Origin of the sequence: Falsihalocynthiibacter sp. S25ZX9, assembly GCF_041205405.1 — a bacterium.
Classification (GTDB): Bacteria; Pseudomonadota; Alphaproteobacteria; order Rhodobacterales; family Rhodobacteraceae; genus Falsihalocynthiibacter; species Falsihalocynthiibacter arcticus.
The window spans coordinates 90019-106247 of the sequence record NZ_JBGFCD010000005.1 but is presented as its reverse complement, the minus strand read 5'-3'; the positions used below and the strand labels follow the sequence as shown (position 1 = coordinate 106247).

General features: G+C 54.2%; 13 protein-coding genes. 3 read left to right on the top strand and 10 right to left on the bottom strand.

Features of this window, described 5'->3' with window-relative positions; translation table 11 throughout:
- Nucleotides 1-30 precede the first annotated feature (30 nt).
- From AB9F29_RS07555 to AB9F29_RS07530, 6 genes are all read right to left on the bottom strand, one after another.
- Entirely contained in the window at nt 31-1125 is a 1095-nt protein-coding gene (locus tag AB9F29_RS07555) for a polyheme membrane-associated cytochrome C (protein ID WP_369755179.1), read from the bottom strand.
- 261 nt (nt 1126-1386) lie between these two features.
- Nucleotides 1387-2562, bottom strand: coding sequence for a cation:proton antiporter (locus AB9F29_RS07550; protein ID WP_369755178.1), 1176 nt, complete (start codon nt 2560-2562; stop codon nt 1387-1389).
- Nucleotides 2563-2838: 276 nt separating this feature from the next.
- Nucleotides 2839-3474 (bottom strand): ABC-type transport auxiliary lipoprotein family protein, encoded by a 636-nt coding sequence (locus AB9F29_RS07545; RefSeq protein ID WP_369755177.1) that lies wholly within the window; start codon nt 3472-3474, stop codon nt 2839-2841.
- Nucleotides 3471-5210 carry an MlaD family protein gene (locus AB9F29_RS07540; protein WP_369755176.1) on the bottom strand — a complete coding sequence of 580 codons (1740 nt, stop codon included), beginning with the start codon at nt 5208-5210 and terminating at the stop codon, nt 3471-3473. Before AB9F29_RS07540 ends, AB9F29_RS07545 begins: the two co-directional genes overlap by 4 nt.
- 4 nt (nt 5211-5214) lie before the next feature.
- A complete protein-coding gene (locus AB9F29_RS07535) occupies nt 5215-6018 on the bottom strand; it encodes an ABC transporter ATP-binding protein (RefSeq protein WP_369755175.1) in 804 nt (267 codons plus the stop codon).
- The gene (locus AB9F29_RS07530; protein ID WP_369755174.1) at nt 6015-7139 is read right to left on the bottom strand and encodes an ABC transporter permease; all 1125 of its coding nucleotides are present in this window, start codon (nt 7137-7139) and stop codon (nt 6015-6017) included. Before AB9F29_RS07530 ends, AB9F29_RS07535 begins: the two co-directional genes overlap by 4 nt.
- Nucleotides 7140-7374: 235 nt before the next feature.
- Between AB9F29_RS07530 and dgoD the strand changes: the two genes are divergently transcribed.
- Nucleotides 7375-8523: a galactonate dehydratase gene (gene dgoD, locus AB9F29_RS07525; RefSeq protein WP_369755173.1), complete on the top strand. Its 1149-nt coding sequence runs from the start codon at nt 7375-7377 to the stop codon at nt 8521-8523.
- Nucleotides 8524-8543: 20 nt separating this feature from the next.
- Entirely contained in the window at nt 8544-9653 is a 1110-nt protein-coding gene (locus AB9F29_RS07520) for a M24 family metallopeptidase (protein ID WP_369755172.1), read from the top strand.
- A gap of 36 nt (nt 9654-9689) precedes the next feature.
- Here AB9F29_RS07520 and AB9F29_RS07515 read toward each other — a convergent pair whose 3' ends face one another.
- The 4 genes from AB9F29_RS07515 to AB9F29_RS07500 form a co-directional block, all read right to left on the bottom strand.
- Nucleotides 9690-10442, bottom strand: a complete 753-nt coding sequence (locus AB9F29_RS07515; protein WP_369755171.1) for a DUF1624 domain-containing protein — start codon at nt 10440-10442, stop codon at nt 9690-9692.
- Between the two features lie 251 nt (nt 10443-10693).
- Nucleotides 10694-11926 (bottom strand): DUF2254 domain-containing protein, encoded by a 1233-nt coding sequence (locus tag AB9F29_RS07510; RefSeq protein ID WP_369755170.1) that lies wholly within the window; start codon nt 11924-11926, stop codon nt 10694-10696.
- Nucleotides 11927-13094: 1168 nt separating this feature from the next.
- Entirely contained in the window at nt 13095-13892 is a 798-nt protein-coding gene (locus AB9F29_RS07505; RefSeq protein ID WP_369755169.1) for a 3-keto-5-aminohexanoate cleavage protein, read from the bottom strand.
- A complete protein-coding gene (locus tag AB9F29_RS07500; protein ID WP_369755168.1) occupies nt 13889-15208 on the bottom strand; it encodes an aspartate aminotransferase family protein in 1320 nt (439 codons plus the stop codon). The genes AB9F29_RS07505 and AB9F29_RS07500 overlap by 4 nt, the downstream gene beginning before the upstream one ends.
- Before the next feature lie 178 nt (nt 15209-15386).
- Between AB9F29_RS07500 and AB9F29_RS07495 the strand changes: the two genes are divergently transcribed.
- Nucleotides 15387-16193, top strand: a complete 807-nt coding sequence (locus AB9F29_RS07495) for a MurR/RpiR family transcriptional regulator (protein ID WP_369755167.1) — start codon at nt 15387-15389, stop codon at nt 16191-16193.
- Nucleotides 16194-16229: the final 36 nt, after the last annotated feature.

The window sequence follows — 16229 nt, the reverse complement described above, 5'->3', positions numbered from 1 at the left end:
AGGGAGCAATCAAAGCCTCCCGACACGCGCTCATGGCCGTGTGAAGCCTGTTGCGTCTACGGTGGCAACTTCGGATAGGCTTTCGATGCTATCAATCATCAATTGGATCACATAGTGCGCATTATGGGCAAATGCGCCCTTATCCTTGCTGACGAATTGATAGTTATAGGCGGCCTTCAGGAGACGCGGAGTCCAGCTTTTATAGGCGTTCGGAAAGACGGTTTCTGTTGGGTCTGCGATGCCGTCGGCATTGAGATCATTGAAAAAATACGGATAGGCTGCGCCGGAGTACACAATCGCTCCGCCGCCGATTTCTTGGGAATAGGTCATGATCGCAGCGTTCAATTGATCATGCAATTGGGAGATCACAACTCCGATGCCTGCTGTCGTATTGCCGTCGCCCAGAATATCCAGTGGCGTGGTACGGATGGCGCGGAAGTCGGCGGCACCCTGATGACAGGTTGTACAACTTTCCAACTTAACGCGCGTGTCATGAGGGTTGTGGCAACTAACGCAGGTTCCTAAAGTTTCGACATGCGCGAAGGGTCCGACATAGCTGCGGCCCTCATATTGGTAACCACCGCGCGCCGTGTTTCCAAGCTGGGTGGAGGCGGCCGCCGCGTAGTGGATATTGATGAATTTGATTTCGGCCGAGACGATATCTTCGTCCATGTCCGCCACGCTGGCTTCCACTTGCCCCGAGGAACTCCGCCCCTGATGGCAAACGCTACAGATTGCCGAACTGTTTGGCGTGCTGACGGTCGTTCCGTTTGGAAACAGGACCTCGCTCAAGTCTTTGGCACCGTCATTGTGGCACGCGCTACACTCCACGGTCGTTCCGATAGGAACGGGGTGATCAATGAGGCCGGGCATTGTTTGTGGCGCCGCTAAGTAGTCGCTTACGCCCGTAGAGGAATGGCAAACCGCACAAGTGCCGGGAATTTCGCCCTCAGTGTCCCAATGACGGAAAGCTTCGCGCGTTGAGTCTGCGTGTGGAGATGACAGCCATGCCTCGAGTATTTCCTCATTTGTTGGCGCGTTCTGAGCCGAGGCAGAGATCGACAAACTTGCCCCCAGTGCCAGCCCAAGGCACAGTGAAACTTTCCAAAAAACGCGAAATACCATTGGGAACTACCTCGAAAACTGAAGTGAAATAATTCTCAATAGACTACCCAGTGACGGCGGAAATTCCTTGATCTCGATCAATATTGCCCGCAACGACTATATACTGAAAACGGCAATAGCTCTTAAAACGCTTAGACCAGACCTCATGTTATGACTTAACACCTGTGTCGTTCTAAAGAGATAAGATTGAGCCAAAAGGGGTTGTCGAATGGCCTCAGCCCACGCCAGCGCGTTCCGGACCAACCCGTTTTACATTTGTGCTCAAGAATCTTGTTTGGCGGGTTTGGTAACCTTGCGGATGGCGAGCAGGGTAGCAATCGGGCCTATTATTTCAAACAGGACCGTCGTGCCAATTGTTATCGCCATGATTTGCGACCCCCACTCAGGAAATCTCTGTGCGGCCACAAGGGCCATTCCGATCGCAACCCCAGCCTGCGCGAGCAGAGCGGTGCCGACAAGCGGGCGTTGTGCGCGGGGCAAACCCCCAAGGGACGCCCCAATCCACCCGCCAATTATACGCGCGATCAGACGTAAAATAACGTAAGTCGCCCCCAGAAAACCCAGCGCCCATAAGGCGTCAACTTCCAGAGATGCCCCCGCGAGGACGAAAAACAGGATCATAAAAGGCCACTGAAGGTGCTCGATTTCATGAAACGCTTTGGTGTGATGTTTTGCGAGATTTACGATGAGTGCACCGGCGGTCATGCCCGCAATTAGAAACGAAACTTCAAGCCACAAAGCAAGACCCGCCGCCATAAAGACCAAACCCAAGGCCTCGGTTTCCAAAGGGTCCCCGTCGCTGATACGACCCGTCATAAACGCACCCGGAAGGCCGATGACAATGCCCAACCCAACGGCACCCCCGATCTCCCAGACGATTTTTCCAAGCTCACCCTCTGTGGACGCCCCGTTTAATTGCGACGCGATAACAAGGACAACGCTGAAAACAATCAATCCCCACGCATCATCTATGGCGACGACCCCTTTGAGGGTATTGGTGAAGCGGTTTGTGATACCGGATTGAGCGATGACGTCATTGGTCGCGGCGGGGTCTGTGGCGGTTGCGATGGCGGCAAGGATCAGCGCTAGCCCGAGTGGGAAGCCCAGCCCCCACAAGCCCAAACTTACCAACAGCAGAGTTGCTATGACAATTGACACTGAAATTGTCAGAATTGCCACACCGCTGGCGCGGATTGTGTCGGCTTTCAGGGTCCCACCGAGTAAGAAGGCCACCATTGTCAGGGCGGTGACAGATAAGAATTCGGACCAATCCGTGATGGCCTGAGGTATTATTCCGACACCTGCGTCACCAAACGCAAGACCGCACAACAGGAGGAGGGTTACGCGCGGCAGCCACGTCCGGCGTCCAATGTGATCGGCCGCTAAGCCTAACAGAAAAAGGCCACCAAGGGCGAGGAAGGACTCAAACGGGGCCATGATCGCAACGTCCATATTGGCGAGCACGCCCTAGATTTCGCGTGGTCGAATTCAGTGGCGTCGAGCGACAACAGGAAAGGCGTTTTTGTGCCACAAAAATTGAATGGTGGGTCAAGGCGTGTCTCCAGAATTTGTGCCGGTGCCTTGATGGATACGGGCAGGCGGACGGATTGACCTTGATTGAAATCAAACTGGAAAAAGAATACCAATCGGCCCGTTTTCTTTAACGTAGAGGAACCTGAGCGCGGCTTTATTGTTTGGCCGAACTGAACCCGATTAGGGACTCAACACACTAGGCAACCAGCCCGCAAATTCTGAAAACAAAACCGTCGAGGCCGCGTTAAAAGCTTCGACTAAGATTTGTGTTTCTGTCGAAGCTGATGGGGCACTTGCCCTAAATGTTTTGCTGGCGACAATTTTGGCGTCGCTCTCTCGAATGACTCTTACAATCAGTTTTAGCTGTACTGTTGCCGTTTGTTTGTCGGCATTAAGTTCAGCCTGAAAATCGACCAACTCGGTCACGACGGCAAAGTCACCATGGGACGCGAGTGGCAGCCGCCCGACATAGCGCACCGCGCCTGTTGCCTCAACTGACCGCAACATCAGCGTCTGCACCATCACCGGCGTGGCATCGCTCCAACGAACCTCGGGCAGATATTGCGCTTGAAGCGCGTTGGGACGGATCATAATCCGGTCGGTGGCCAGTGCGCCGCTGGTTGAGGGCAGTTCAATGATCACGTCGCGCGGCAATTGTCGGCGCGTGGTTGCTTGAATATCGACGGGCGCGCGCAATTCATACACGTCAAGCGGTGTGCTGACATCATTGAGAGCCGTGAGCGCCGAGCACCCAGACACCACGGTTAGGAGGACAAGAGAGCGGATCATGACGAATGGGTTTGATCGGTGGATCATCGTTTAAACTCCGGTGTTTCACGGTCAAGGAAGAAGCGTGTCGGGTCGCGTTGAATTTGGCTGGTCAAACGATCCAGATTGTCAATGAGCGTCCGGCTTTCCTGCGCCAGTCGCGTGTAAAGCGGCAGTCCGACCGTCGCAAAGTCGCGCACGGCAGGGCCCGAAGCGTCCGCAACTTGACGCAACTGCTCGAAGGCGTCCGAGGCGGCGGCACTTGCGGCCCGCAGGTCATCAGAAATCTCGGGCAGGTCGTCAGACACTTTACCGATTGCCGTGTTCATTCCGTCCAGTGTGGTTCTAAGTCCGGCGATAATCCCCGCCAGATCGTCGTTGATTACGCGGTCCGCACCGTTGAAGGCTTGTTCGGCGGAGGCCAGCGCGCGATCCCCTGTTTCCATTGCGTCGTTGATGGTCGACATGGTCACATTGGCATTGGCAAAGGAAACGCGGGCGTCTTCCAGCGTGTCGCGGGCGCTGACCATCACCTCGTTTGCGGTGGTCCCTGCGGTTTTTAGGTCTTGGCCAAGCTCTGTGATGACCTTGCGGGAGCTTTCCGTCGCCGCCCGAATATCGGCAATAATCGCGGGAAGGTCCTCGGTAGCTATGGATACGACAGGTTGGATTGCTCGGTTGGCTTCGGCCACCATGGCGCGCGTTTCAGTGAGGAGCGGCGCGCCCTCGTCGCGGATCAAGTTGTCGGTGCGGGTCGCCACATTTTCCACGGCGAGGGCCGCGTCGTCCAACTGTTGGATGAGGGTGTTCGTGCTTTCCAACGTCGCCTGTGCCTCCTCCAAACGCTGCGTCGCGCGCTCGCCTGTGGTGCTAAAGGTCGCCATCATATGGCGGGCGTCCTCGGCCACAAGGGTTAGTTGCGCCCGCAAATCGGTGTTGGTCGCGCGCAACTCGTCAGCCATTGCCGACAGGTCTTGGGCGATGAATTCTTTGGTTTCGATGATTGCGCCCTGTGCGTCCGTTAGCGTCTTGGAGCTATCGGATAAAACGCCCTTTCCCTGCTCTGACAACTCCCGAATGGAGACAAGCGTCGTGTCCGCCGTGGCGAGCACGTCCGAAAGATCCCCGGTTAACGTATCCAGCGTCGCATTGAATTGGTTTATCTGTTCGGCAAAGTCCGCCACTGTATCCGCCACCCCTGAAAAGGAGGTCAGGGTTCGCGAAAATTCACCCGATGCATCTTCAATATTCACCAGAATTTGCTCAACGCGGTTCTTGTTGTCGTCGCCAAGCATTTGGCCAAGCTCGTCGACAATCTGCAACGAACGTTCCAACAATTGCGGCGCATCCTCTGAGAGCGATTGCAAAGCGGAACGGCCGGCGATTATCTCTGGGATCTCGCCATCCGCACCGATCACCAACAAGGCCGCGGACGGTGTTCCGGCGTCGATGCCGACATAAGAAACCCCTGTCACCCCCTGTGACTCAATGGTTGCCACGCTGTCGGTGCGCACGGGTGTTTCAGCGTCAACTTCGACCCTGACAAGGATGGTGCCATCCCGTTCAGGCGTTAGACGCACATCAACGACCTGCCCAACGGCAAGGCCGCTAAACCGCACATCAGAGGCATTGTCCAAACCGGAAACCGAGGAAAATCGGATGTCGTAATAGGCAAATTGGCGGTCGAGTTCCGCTTGTGCGAACCACAAGAAGAACGCCATGATGCCCACCAGCCCTGCAAGGGCAAAGGCACCGATAAGCACGAAGTTTGCGCGAGTTTCCAATAGATTAACCCTCCAAAATTGTGCCGCTCTGTGCTCCAGAGGCGGCGGCGCGCGCGCGCGGTCCGTGAAAATACTCGTGGACCCACGGGTGGTCGACGTCCAACATTTCCTGCATCGTTCCCGTCACCAATACCTTGCGCTCGGCAAGGACTGCAATCCGGTCACATGTCGCATGTAACGTATCCAAATCATGAGTTACAAGAAACACGGTCAAGCCAAGAGAGTGACTTAGGCCGCGAATAAGTGTGTCAAAGGCTGCGGCACCAATAGGGTCAAGGCCCGCAGTCGGCTCGTCTAGGAACACGATCTCTGGATCAAGCGCGAGGGCCCGCGCAAGACCCGCCCGTTTGCGCATCCCCCCTGACAATTCAGAAGGGTACTTGTCGCCCGCATTGTACGGAAGACCAACCATCGAAATCTTTAAATCGGCCAAACTGCTGCGCGTCTCGGGGGCAAGCCCTTTGATGGCGCGCATCGGGACCTCGACGTTTTCGCGCACTGTGAGCGATGAGAAAAGCGCGCCATCTTGGAACATAACGCCCCAACGCGCTTCAAGCGCCGTGCGGGTATCCTCATCAGCCGTCAACACATCAACGCCAAGGACGTTCACGCTGCCCGCTACTGGTTTTTGCAATCCGACGATCGAACGCAGCAATACCGATTTACCCGTCCCCGACCCACCCACAACGCCCAATATCTCACCGCGTCGGACATCAAGATCAAGGTCCTCATGCACCACATGGCGGCCAAATTGATTGCGGATGCCGCGTACGCTGATAATCACATCGCTTGAGGTGTCTGTGGTCATATGCCCATACTCGCAAAGAAGATCGAAAAGACAGCATCGGCCACGATCACGGCAAAAATCGCGGTGACAACAGCATTAGAAGTCATGCGCCCGAGCGACTCCGCATTGCTCTCAACTTGCATGCCCGCGTGGCATCCGACGACGCCGATAATGAGCGCGAAAAACGGTGCCTTCACAAGGCCGACCAACACGTGATTAACGCTTGTTCCCGAAACTAGCCTCGTCTTAAACATCTCAGGCGAGATCCCAAGATCAATCCACGCCATCAGGGCGCCCCCGAACAACCCCGAAATGTCAGCGATCAGCCCAAGTATAGGAAGCATGAGCAAGAGCGCCAGAATACGCGGTACAAAAAGCACCATCGCTGGGTCCAAGCCGAGCGTGCGCATCGCATCGATTTCTTCGCGCATTTTCATCGAACCAATTGCGGCGGTGAAAGCAGAAGCGGTTCGGCCCGCCACGATGATAGAGGTCAAAAGAATGCCCAACTCGCGCAAAATCGAAACCGCAATCAGATCAACAACGAACACTTCGGCCCCAAACTGTTTAAGTTGGGTGGAGCCTTGAAAGGCCAGCACGACCCCAATCAAAAACGCCATCAGCGCGACAATTGGCACCGCTTTTAAACCGACCTCCTCGCAGTGATGCACAAGCGCGGTCAGGCGAAACTCGCTTGGATGTCGTATTGCACGCCCAAGTCTGTGCAGAAATATCCCCAAATAACTCGTCAAAGCGAGCAAGAATTTCACTCCAGAGACGACGCGCTCCCCTATCCGCGCCAGTATTTCACGGAAAAAGGGGGGCTGAACAATCGGGGGGTCCGGTTGCGGCATTGCCGCTTCAACGCTCTTGAACAGACTTGCGGCTTCAGCACTTGCGCCGGAAATTACAAGATTCTGGCCGCGGGCTGCTGCCTGAGTTTGCTGTGTCAGTAAAAACCACGCGCCGCCTGTATCAAGCCGCTCTAGTCCCGAAATATCGACTTTCAAAATCTCGGGTTGGCACTCAAAAACGGCCATCGCCTGTGGTAGAGTATAGATGGTGAGATGACCCGAAAGGTGAAACTCACCCGTGGCACCCCCGTCAGAAAAACTTAATATTTGCTGCTTGGCAGTATTCATATGTCTAGGCTCATGCCGCGTCCCTTTAGGGATTTCATCGCGGTATCCGATTTGCAATTTGTGTGAGCCTAATACCTATTTGCTCGCGATGAAAGGATTCTGCAAAATCCAGCCGTATCCCAGCTCCTGTCTACGGGGCTGACAGCGCGGATGTTATGCTGTCTTATAGTTTCAATAAGGCATCGAGTACCGTTTTGGCCAACTTAAGGGCCATATTTGTTTCAAAGGCAGACGCATGAAAATTACCGCATTAAAAACGTATTTGGTGGAGCCGAGATGGCTCTTTCTTAAGGTAGAAACGGATGCAGGGATTAGTGGCTGGGGCGAACCCGTTTTGGAGGGGCATGCCGAAACGCTTGCTGCCAAAATCGGCGAGCTTGAGGACTTTCTGATCGGGCGGAATCCGTTGATGATCGAAGATATTTGGCAGTCGATTTATCGCAACGGATGCTATCGCGGTGGCCCGGTTTTGATGAGTGCCATTGCCGGAATCGATATGGCGCTTTGGGATATTAAGGGGCGTTATCACGACGCGCCCGTCCACGCGTTGCTAGGCGGAAAAGTGCGCGATTTTATTCGCTCCTATTGCTGGATTGGTGGCGATCGGCCGCAAAATCTTGAGGTTGAAGCCGCGGCCCTTATGGCGCGCGGTTTTGATTGCACCAAACTAAATGCGACCCGTGAATTACGGATGATTGATTGCTATCGAGAGGTGGATCGTATCGTCGCGCAAATGGGGGCGTTGCGCGATTTTGTCGGCGACAGAATGGACATTGCGCTTGATTTTCACGGGCGCGTGCATGTTCCCATGGCCAAGGTTCTCCTCAAGGAACTCGAACCTTTACGGCCAATTTTCGTCGAGGATGTTGTCGCTTCAAGCCAGATCGATGCGATGGCTGATTTGGCGAAGTTCACCTCGATTCCCTTGGCCGTCGGAGAGCGTTTGCACTCTCGTTATGATTTTAAACGGGTGTTTGAGACCCGCGCGGCAAGCTTAATCAACCCAGACACGGCGCATGCGGGGGGGATCTCAGAAATGGTTCGCATTGGGCATATGGCCGAGGCTTATGACGTAGCCATTGCCCCGCATTGTCCGCTAGGCCCGATTGCGCTTGCAGCAAGCCTGCAAGTGGATGCCGTCTGTCAGAACGCAGTCCTTCAGGAGCAAAGCCTTGGCATGCATTATAACGGACCCGTGGACATGCAAGACTATCTGGTGGAGGGCACGGGGTTTGATCTGAGGGAGGGCTGTTTATACATTCCAGAGGGACCGGGTTTGGGGATTGAAATCAACGAAGAATTTGTGGTTAAACAAGCGCTTAAAGGTCATAAATGGCGCGCGCCGGAATGGCGGCATGCGGATGGGTCTGTTGCCGAGTGGTAGATAGTCTTGCGGGGGAATGCATGGACAACGTGGCGCGGCTTGCCGGAGTATTGGGCGAGATTAAAGTGGATTGGGCCGTTCTAACGGGGGCGGATTCCGTTTGTTTTGCCACGGGGCATGTCGTGGGCATTGAGATCGGTTTGAACCCGTTTGCTGGTGGTCCAACGCTTGCATTTATTGGCCGCGATCAAAGCGTCGGAATTGTTTGTGCCAATATCGAAGGGGAGCAAATCAGGGGTGTGAATTATGAAACGTACCGCGGGTTTGAGTGTGCCGTGACGGATGTCGCGGCGAATTTTCACAGGGCTGTTCTGGCGATGGCCAAGCGGTTGGGTGTCTCTGGGAAATGTGGAATTGAGGCGCGATCCCACCCTGCGACTCTGAACGAAATTCTAGGAGGGGCGAGTGTTTCAATAGACCACGATCTCGCACGGCTTCGGGCCATCAAGACACCCCATGAAATTGAAAAGATGCGCTTTGCCGCGCTTTGTGTCGCCGCTGGTCAGGATGAAGCGCGGAAGCGTTCATCCGTCGGGGCGAGCGAGCTTGATGTCCTAAATCGGATACGTGCTCGGATGGAAAATATGGCGGGCGAGCGCTGTGCGTTTGCGGGCGAATACCTCTCTGGTGTGACGCATACCGCGACGCTCGGCACGCAGCCCAGCAGTCGCGTTTTACAAAAAGGCGACCCCATTATTTGCGATCTCGGCCCACGCGTTCACGGATACTGGGGCGACAGTTGTGGGTCATTTGTTGTGGATGCTACCCCAAGTGAAGCGTATTTTCGCATGTTTCAAGCTTCCCGAGAGGCGCTTGATTTGGCGATCTCCGAAATTCGCCCAGGTTTGAAAGTCAGTGAACTTGATCGGCTTTTGCGAGCCTTCATGCAAAAGCAAGGGTATGTATATCCTCATCATTCTGGGCATGGTATCGGGACTTCTGTGCATGAATTTCCACGGATCGTCCCAGATGAGGACGCCCTACTTGAAGCAGATATGTTCCTGATGGTCGAACCCAGCGCATATGACCCTGAAGTTGGTGGCGTGCGCTGTGAATATATGCTCCGCGTCACCTCAACGGGCAGTGAAATCGTGGCGCCATTTGAGCTGAATCCCGTTTTGGGCGCTTAGGTGCAGGGAGGTTTGAGAGCTGAATAACCCAAGGCACTATAGGGCCAACCGACTCCACCCCCAGATCACCCCAATCAGGATGGGTTGGTGGACGAGATAAATCGTGAGACTATGTCGACTGGCCCAGCGAATTTTTTTCAAAAAAGAATTAGGCATGGTTTCCGGTGACGGACCTGCTGAAATGAGTCCGAATTGCCTCGCCAACCTTGCGGAAAATATGCCCGCCAGAAAAGGGGCAAACCAAGGGAAAAAGGGTTCAAAATCCATTGACGGGCGCCACTGCGTGGACAGGCCGATCCATGTCAAAATAGGTGTGTTTAACGCCTCGGTTCGGAAAAAGAAGGGGAGGACGAACACAAGGACCGCGGCCAAAAATACGAGCACGAGATTCATGCGCAAGAACAGTAATCCTGCTAAACTTGAAACAGCAATGACGTGGAGAATTCCAAAATAAATGAACTGGTCGGGAACTGCGATGTAGGTTGCGAATGTAATCACGAGGGCCGCTAGACCAATGATTTTAAGTCGACGTAGAAAATCTGGCCATCGAATAGTAGGAAAATGCGCAAGACTTAACCCAACGCCCGAGAGAAACAAGAATGATCCTGCGACAATCCTTGCGAAGGTCAACCATGTGCTTTGAGCCATTGTCCCCTGTGCGAGGTATCCAAACAATTCCAAATCATATGCAAAATGAAAAACAATCATGCCGACCAAGGCTGCGGATTTTAAAGCGTCCACAGTCGCAAGCCGTGCCGTCGGTTGGGATAGGTTTGGTTTAGGTGTCATCACGCTATCCTGCTCCGCACTATATTTGGTGTTAAAAAAAGGGGGTTAAGCCAATTCGAACCACATCATGATGCCAATTGCGAAAACCGCAAACGCCATCAACCATAGTATGACACGGCAGGTTGTATCTAGCTGAAAATGTCGATCCAACCCACGAGAATGGCAGATGTAAGTCCACGTGCTAAAAGGTTCATCGGGCGCGTATAATAACTTTTTAGCGCGCGAACCGTACGTGAGCCCCAACTGCGCGTTCAGCTCTCACCTAGAAGCGCTCCGATTTCTCGATCAACGGCATCTCGGCGCGGTCCCTTCGGAAGGCTTGCCGCCAGTCCCCGCAACAGTTTCACCGCATGCGCGCAAACGAGGTTGTCGCTCAAAATGTATTCTCGGCTATCTCCATGCGCAATTTCTAACAGGCTGGTGAAGGTCAGTGTCGGCGTATGAACCCGACTTGGAGAAAGGTCGATATCCTCTGCCTTGATCGCGGCCAATTCCTGAAGAGACGCATGTAACCAGTTTAGGCATGTACAGGCGGTGTAAGGGTCGTTGACGCCAGGCGATAAGGCGCGGGCGATGATCTCGACCAGTTGCTCCGCCAGAAAGAGTACATTTTGGGATTCCGACTTTCCGACCCCCGTTGCAAAACAGGCCCGAAGTTCCCCTATGAGTTTAGTCGATAGCGCCCCTTGGCCCCAAACCCGTAACGCGAGGTTCCGTGGGTGCGTGAATGTTCCGGGCATTGCCAAAACATCGATATAAAGATCGTTTTTGGACGCCAAGCGTTTGATTTGGTTTAAGTTTACGGTTTGAATATACCCCGTGCTTAATAGCGTTACCCCCTCGGAGGCCTCACTACTTGCCTCTTCAAACCAAGCGTTCTGAACAGACTCCTTGTCCGTCGTCGCAGTTGATGCTTTGCTAAGTCGGATCAATTCGTCCCGCAACCGGCATCCAAGACTATGGCAAAGGTTCTCAAGATTGATCATTTCGGGAACGTGGTGGATGAAAAAGATCATCGTTACCACCGAGGCAAGGGTCAGTCCCAACGCGACCAAAACAGAGAAAACGGGTACAAAGTTTGCACCGGAATCGTCAATATTGTGCACAGACCGCAGGATCATAAGTGCATAGACAAAGGTCGCAATCAAAATACCCAGACTAAACTGTGTGCCTTTATCCCGCATGAAATTCCCAATGAGCCTTGGCCCGAAATTTGCCGACGCAAAGGAGACCGCAACGATTGTCATCGAGAACATCACGCCCGTTACAGCGATAACGGACTGTGCGATGACCGCCAGCAGCGACCGCACAGCATCTGCATTGGACGTGACCAATCCATTGGGCAACGAAAATGGCAAATAGTTTGGGTGCCGATCTAAAGCCTCAGTCCCAGTTGCCAATAACAAGGCGGCAACCATCATCACGCTCGGTACGAACCAATAGCTTGCGCGCGTGTCCTGTAGCAGTTTGCGAATGAACGCCATATTGATCGGAAACCTTCCTCAAAAGCCTACGGGTATCACAGTGTAAGGCTCGATAACATTAGGTGCTATGCACATTGTAAGTGAACGAGAAACTAGCAGGGTCTGGCATGAAAGGCGAATTCCAAAATAGCTTAATGTGTTGGTGTCGAACGAACCCGACGTGAAGCGAAGAGGGCGACCAACAGTGTTTAATCCCGAGAGTCGCCGCCCATCGTATCTGCCGCAGAGTAGTCCGTATTACCAAGCTTTTTGCACGCGTCAAAATAGCCTTGCGCGCTTCGGGGATTAGGTTTGGATGGCCCAAGAGAGACCGAGAACCCGTCATAAGTTATGAATCGAGGTCTTGGGTTTATTCGTTGCCCCCTCGCATCGTAGCCGTTGCCAGTGCTGGGTCCTCAGCGGCAAAACAGAGACTCCATGCCCGCGAAGTTTCGGGAAGCCGTGGCAACTGACTGGCGAGGTCGATGTCCACACGGCTTCATGGCCACAACGGGACAAACACGCTGACGAAGGTGTGTTCGGATGTGGAAAAGCCCCCGCTGAGGTGGATTTGAAAGGGGGAAGGCGTTTAACGCGGCGTGCAACACAATGGTTGGGGCGGGAAAAATCCGTACTGCCTACGGTGCGGCGGAACGGTCGGATACCTCCTCCTTTAGCATTGTCGTTTACGGCTTGATGGTTAAGGCCACATGCCATGAAGCGTTCGCCCCATTTTTCTACTGGAAATCTGCACCGCAGGCTTATCTGCAAAGCCAAGCAAGCCCCCAACAATCGCTTGTCGCGGCTATGTGGTAGATCGAACCGCCGTTTGAGCGTAAATCCAGCCATCCTTCTGGCGGCCAGCGTCATCCCAAACTCTTCCTTTTAGACAATCCCCTGTCTATATTGGAAGTAGAACTGCGGGTTGAAAAGCTTAGTGAGATCAAAAAAAACTGGATCAAAACGTGGTTAAAACGGCCGTCTCTGTGTCTCCCCTGCCAATAAAGTCATTGCAGGATTTCTGAAGTCGCCAATGATCAATTTTCAATAAACAACCCATGATGACGCCGCAAGCGCGCTGGGCGCAAAGACTTCGTACCGTTTCTGTCCACTCCCCAAGGGAAACGGCATCCAAGCTAGGGAGCCGATATGATGGCGGCGCGGCGTTTTCTCTTGGGTACGCCGTAAGTCACGAGGGGAAGGAACTTGAATGCGGGCCCAAGTTCTGGACAATTCTGTTCATTTCCGCGACCCGTTCGCTGTTTGAATTCGCAATCGTTCCATTTGCATTCCAAAACGAGTTTTCAAAGCCAACGCGGATTTTTCCACCCAGTCGCAGTGCCTCAGTAAGGCATGCGGTTTCCTGTTTGCCAAACGCACAGACCGCCCAATCAGGCGCGGTTTCGAATGCGCCGAGCCACTGCGTAAAAATACCCAAGTCTTGGGGTGTGCTTTCTTGATGTTCGGAATATCGACCCAAGACGAAAAGCACCTGCAGATCGTCCGTGGCCAATGCTTCGTTCGCGAGAAGGTCGGATAAAACGCGCAAATCGTGCGCGTCATAAAGGATGTGTTGCACCGAAATATCTGCCTCTTTGCATTTTGCGTAGAAACGGGTTGCTTGGGGAGTGTCGCCATCGGAAAGCATTTCGGCCAAGGAGATGGATACGCATTTCGGTTGGACCGCGTCAACGAGTTGGCGTTGTTGCGCGGCGGTATATCGGCCGACCGCCTCGGTGGTGATCTGGCACATCATATTTGGCACGGCGTTGTGCATTTCCGACAAGAGTTCGCGGTAGAGGCCCGCGTCGAGTACGTGATGCCCATGGGCGTCTCGGACGTGCAAATGCGCTCCTTGCGCACCGGCCGCATGGCAAGCAACCGCTGTGGCAACGGTTTCCTCCAAAGTAATGGGGAGGGCAGGGTGATCGGCCTTGGTTTTGCGCGCACCATTTGGAGCAACCATAAGGCGTGGGAGTGACCTCATAGAGCACGCGCGAGGGCGGTTTGAAGTTTGGTGACGATCTCGTCGATGTGGGTATCTTCGAGTATAAATGGCGGGGCGAGAAGGATGTGGTCGCCTTGTTTGCCGTCGATGGTACCGCCCATCGGGTAGCAGATTAGACCTGCGTTGAAGGCTTCTTTCTTTAGGGTGGCGTGCAGGCGACGCTCGGGGGAAAACGGCTTTTTGGTCTCGCGGTCTTCGACCAACTCAATGCCCCGAAACAAGCCACGGCCACGGATGTCGCCGACGTTTGGGTGTTGCGCGAAGGCATTTTGCAGGGCCGCTTGCAGGAGGTCGCCCTTCACGGCACAACGTTCGACCAAGCCACCATCGGTGAGTTTTGTGAGGACCGCCAAGGCGGCGGCACAGGCGGTTGGGTGGCCGACATAGGTGTGGCCGTGTTGGAAAAATCCGCTGCCATCCTCAATTGCGGCATAGATTTTGGCGGAGCAGAGCATCGCGCCAATGGGTTGATAACCCGCACCAAGGCCCTTTGCTACGGCGACGATATCGGGGTGAATGCCTTCATGTTCGCTGGCGAATATTTTGCCAGTGCGCCCCATGCCGCACATGACTTCGTCCAAGATTAGCAACACGCCGTATTGGTCGCAAATCTCGCGGATACGTTTGAAATATCCTTCGACGGCGGGCACCGCGCCAGCCGTTGCGCCAACGACGGGTTCGGCGACGAAAGCGATCACGGAGTCTTCGCCCAGACGACGGATTTCGGTCTCAAGCTCATTGGCGACACGCAGGCCGTAATCCAGCGTCGTTTCATCGTCGTGTTTGCCGCGATACTCAAAACAGGGGGAAATATGGGTGGTCTCAACCAAGAGGGGCGAGAAGGGCGCGCGCCGCCATTCGTTGCCGCCTGTGGCCAGCGCCCCAAGGGTGTTGCCGTGGTAGCTCTGGCGTCGTGCGATGATGTGGCGGCGTTGGGGTTGGCTGATTTCCACGAAATATTGGCGGGCCAGTTTCAGCGCGGCTTCCATGGCTTCAGAGCCACCAGAAACGAGGTAAACACGATCAATTCCGTCGGGGGCGTGTTCAATGAGTTTGTCGGCCAATTGCTCGGCGGGATCGGAGGTAAAAAAGCTGGTGTGGGCAAAGGCCACGGCATCGAGCTGTTTTTTGATCGCATTGGTGACATCCGGGTCGCCATGCCCTAGGCAAGAAACGGCTGCGCCACCAGACCCGTCGAAATATTGCTTGCCCGTGGTGTCGTAAAGATAGACGCCTTCGCCTCGTGCAACAGTGGGAAGATTTGATTTTGTATGCCGCGGAAATACGTGTGACACGCTGTGGTCCTTTAATGAATCATTTGTCCGCATTGAAACATATGTTTCCCCTCTTGACTAGGTATGAAACAAATGAAACGTTCGTGAAAATCATAATTCTGTCTCAAGGGGGGATTCATTTTTGCAGTCGTCGTTTGAGCAGCAGTTATCGGGGAAGTATGCATCACTGAGTGCCAAGTTGAAACTGGCAGCGGATTACGTCGTGACGAATCCGGTGGATGTTGCCACCCGAAGTTTGCGGGCGATTTCCAAGGAAACGGATCTATCGCCAGCAACGTTTTCGCGTATGTCGGCGGCGCTGGGCTATGACAGTTATGAGGACCTGCGCGAAGTTTTGCGGCGGTCGTTTGAGCAGAAAGCAGACTCGTTTTCGCAACGGGTCGAAGTCATGCAGCAACGCCATGATGAGGGAGATCAGGGGTTTTTGACCCAGCACATCATGGACAGCACCAGCAATTTACAGCAGCTAGAAGCGGCGATTGACATGCCCACGATGGAGGCCTGTGTTGAGCGGTTGCATGATGCGCGCAGCGTTTTGGTGCTGGGAGCGTTGGGGTCGACGGGGGTTGCGGAATACCTGACGTATATGGCCAGTTTCATCGCTGAGAATTGGTCGATGGCCAGCCGAATGGGGGCGTCGCTGGGGAGTGGGCTAGTTGGCCTGTCGGAGCAGGATGTGTTGATTATCATCACAAAACCGCCCTTTGCCAGCAATTCAATCAAGGCCGCGCGGGTGGCAAGCGAGGATGGCGCCTTTGTGGTGGTGATCACCGATACGCACACTTGTCCTGCTCTTGCGTTTGCCTCGGCGAGCTTTATTGTCCCAACAAAAAGCCGTAATTTCTTCTCATCCTACGCCTCTACACTGGTGCTGTGTGAGATTATGATCGGCCTTCTTGCGGGGCGGGCCGGAGCGCCCGTGCGTGCGAGAATTACCGAAGTTGAAAACAACATTCGTCGACTCAATGAAGTTTGGGGCGAGTGAAACCTACGAACACATCAATAAAGGGAGAAACCTGAT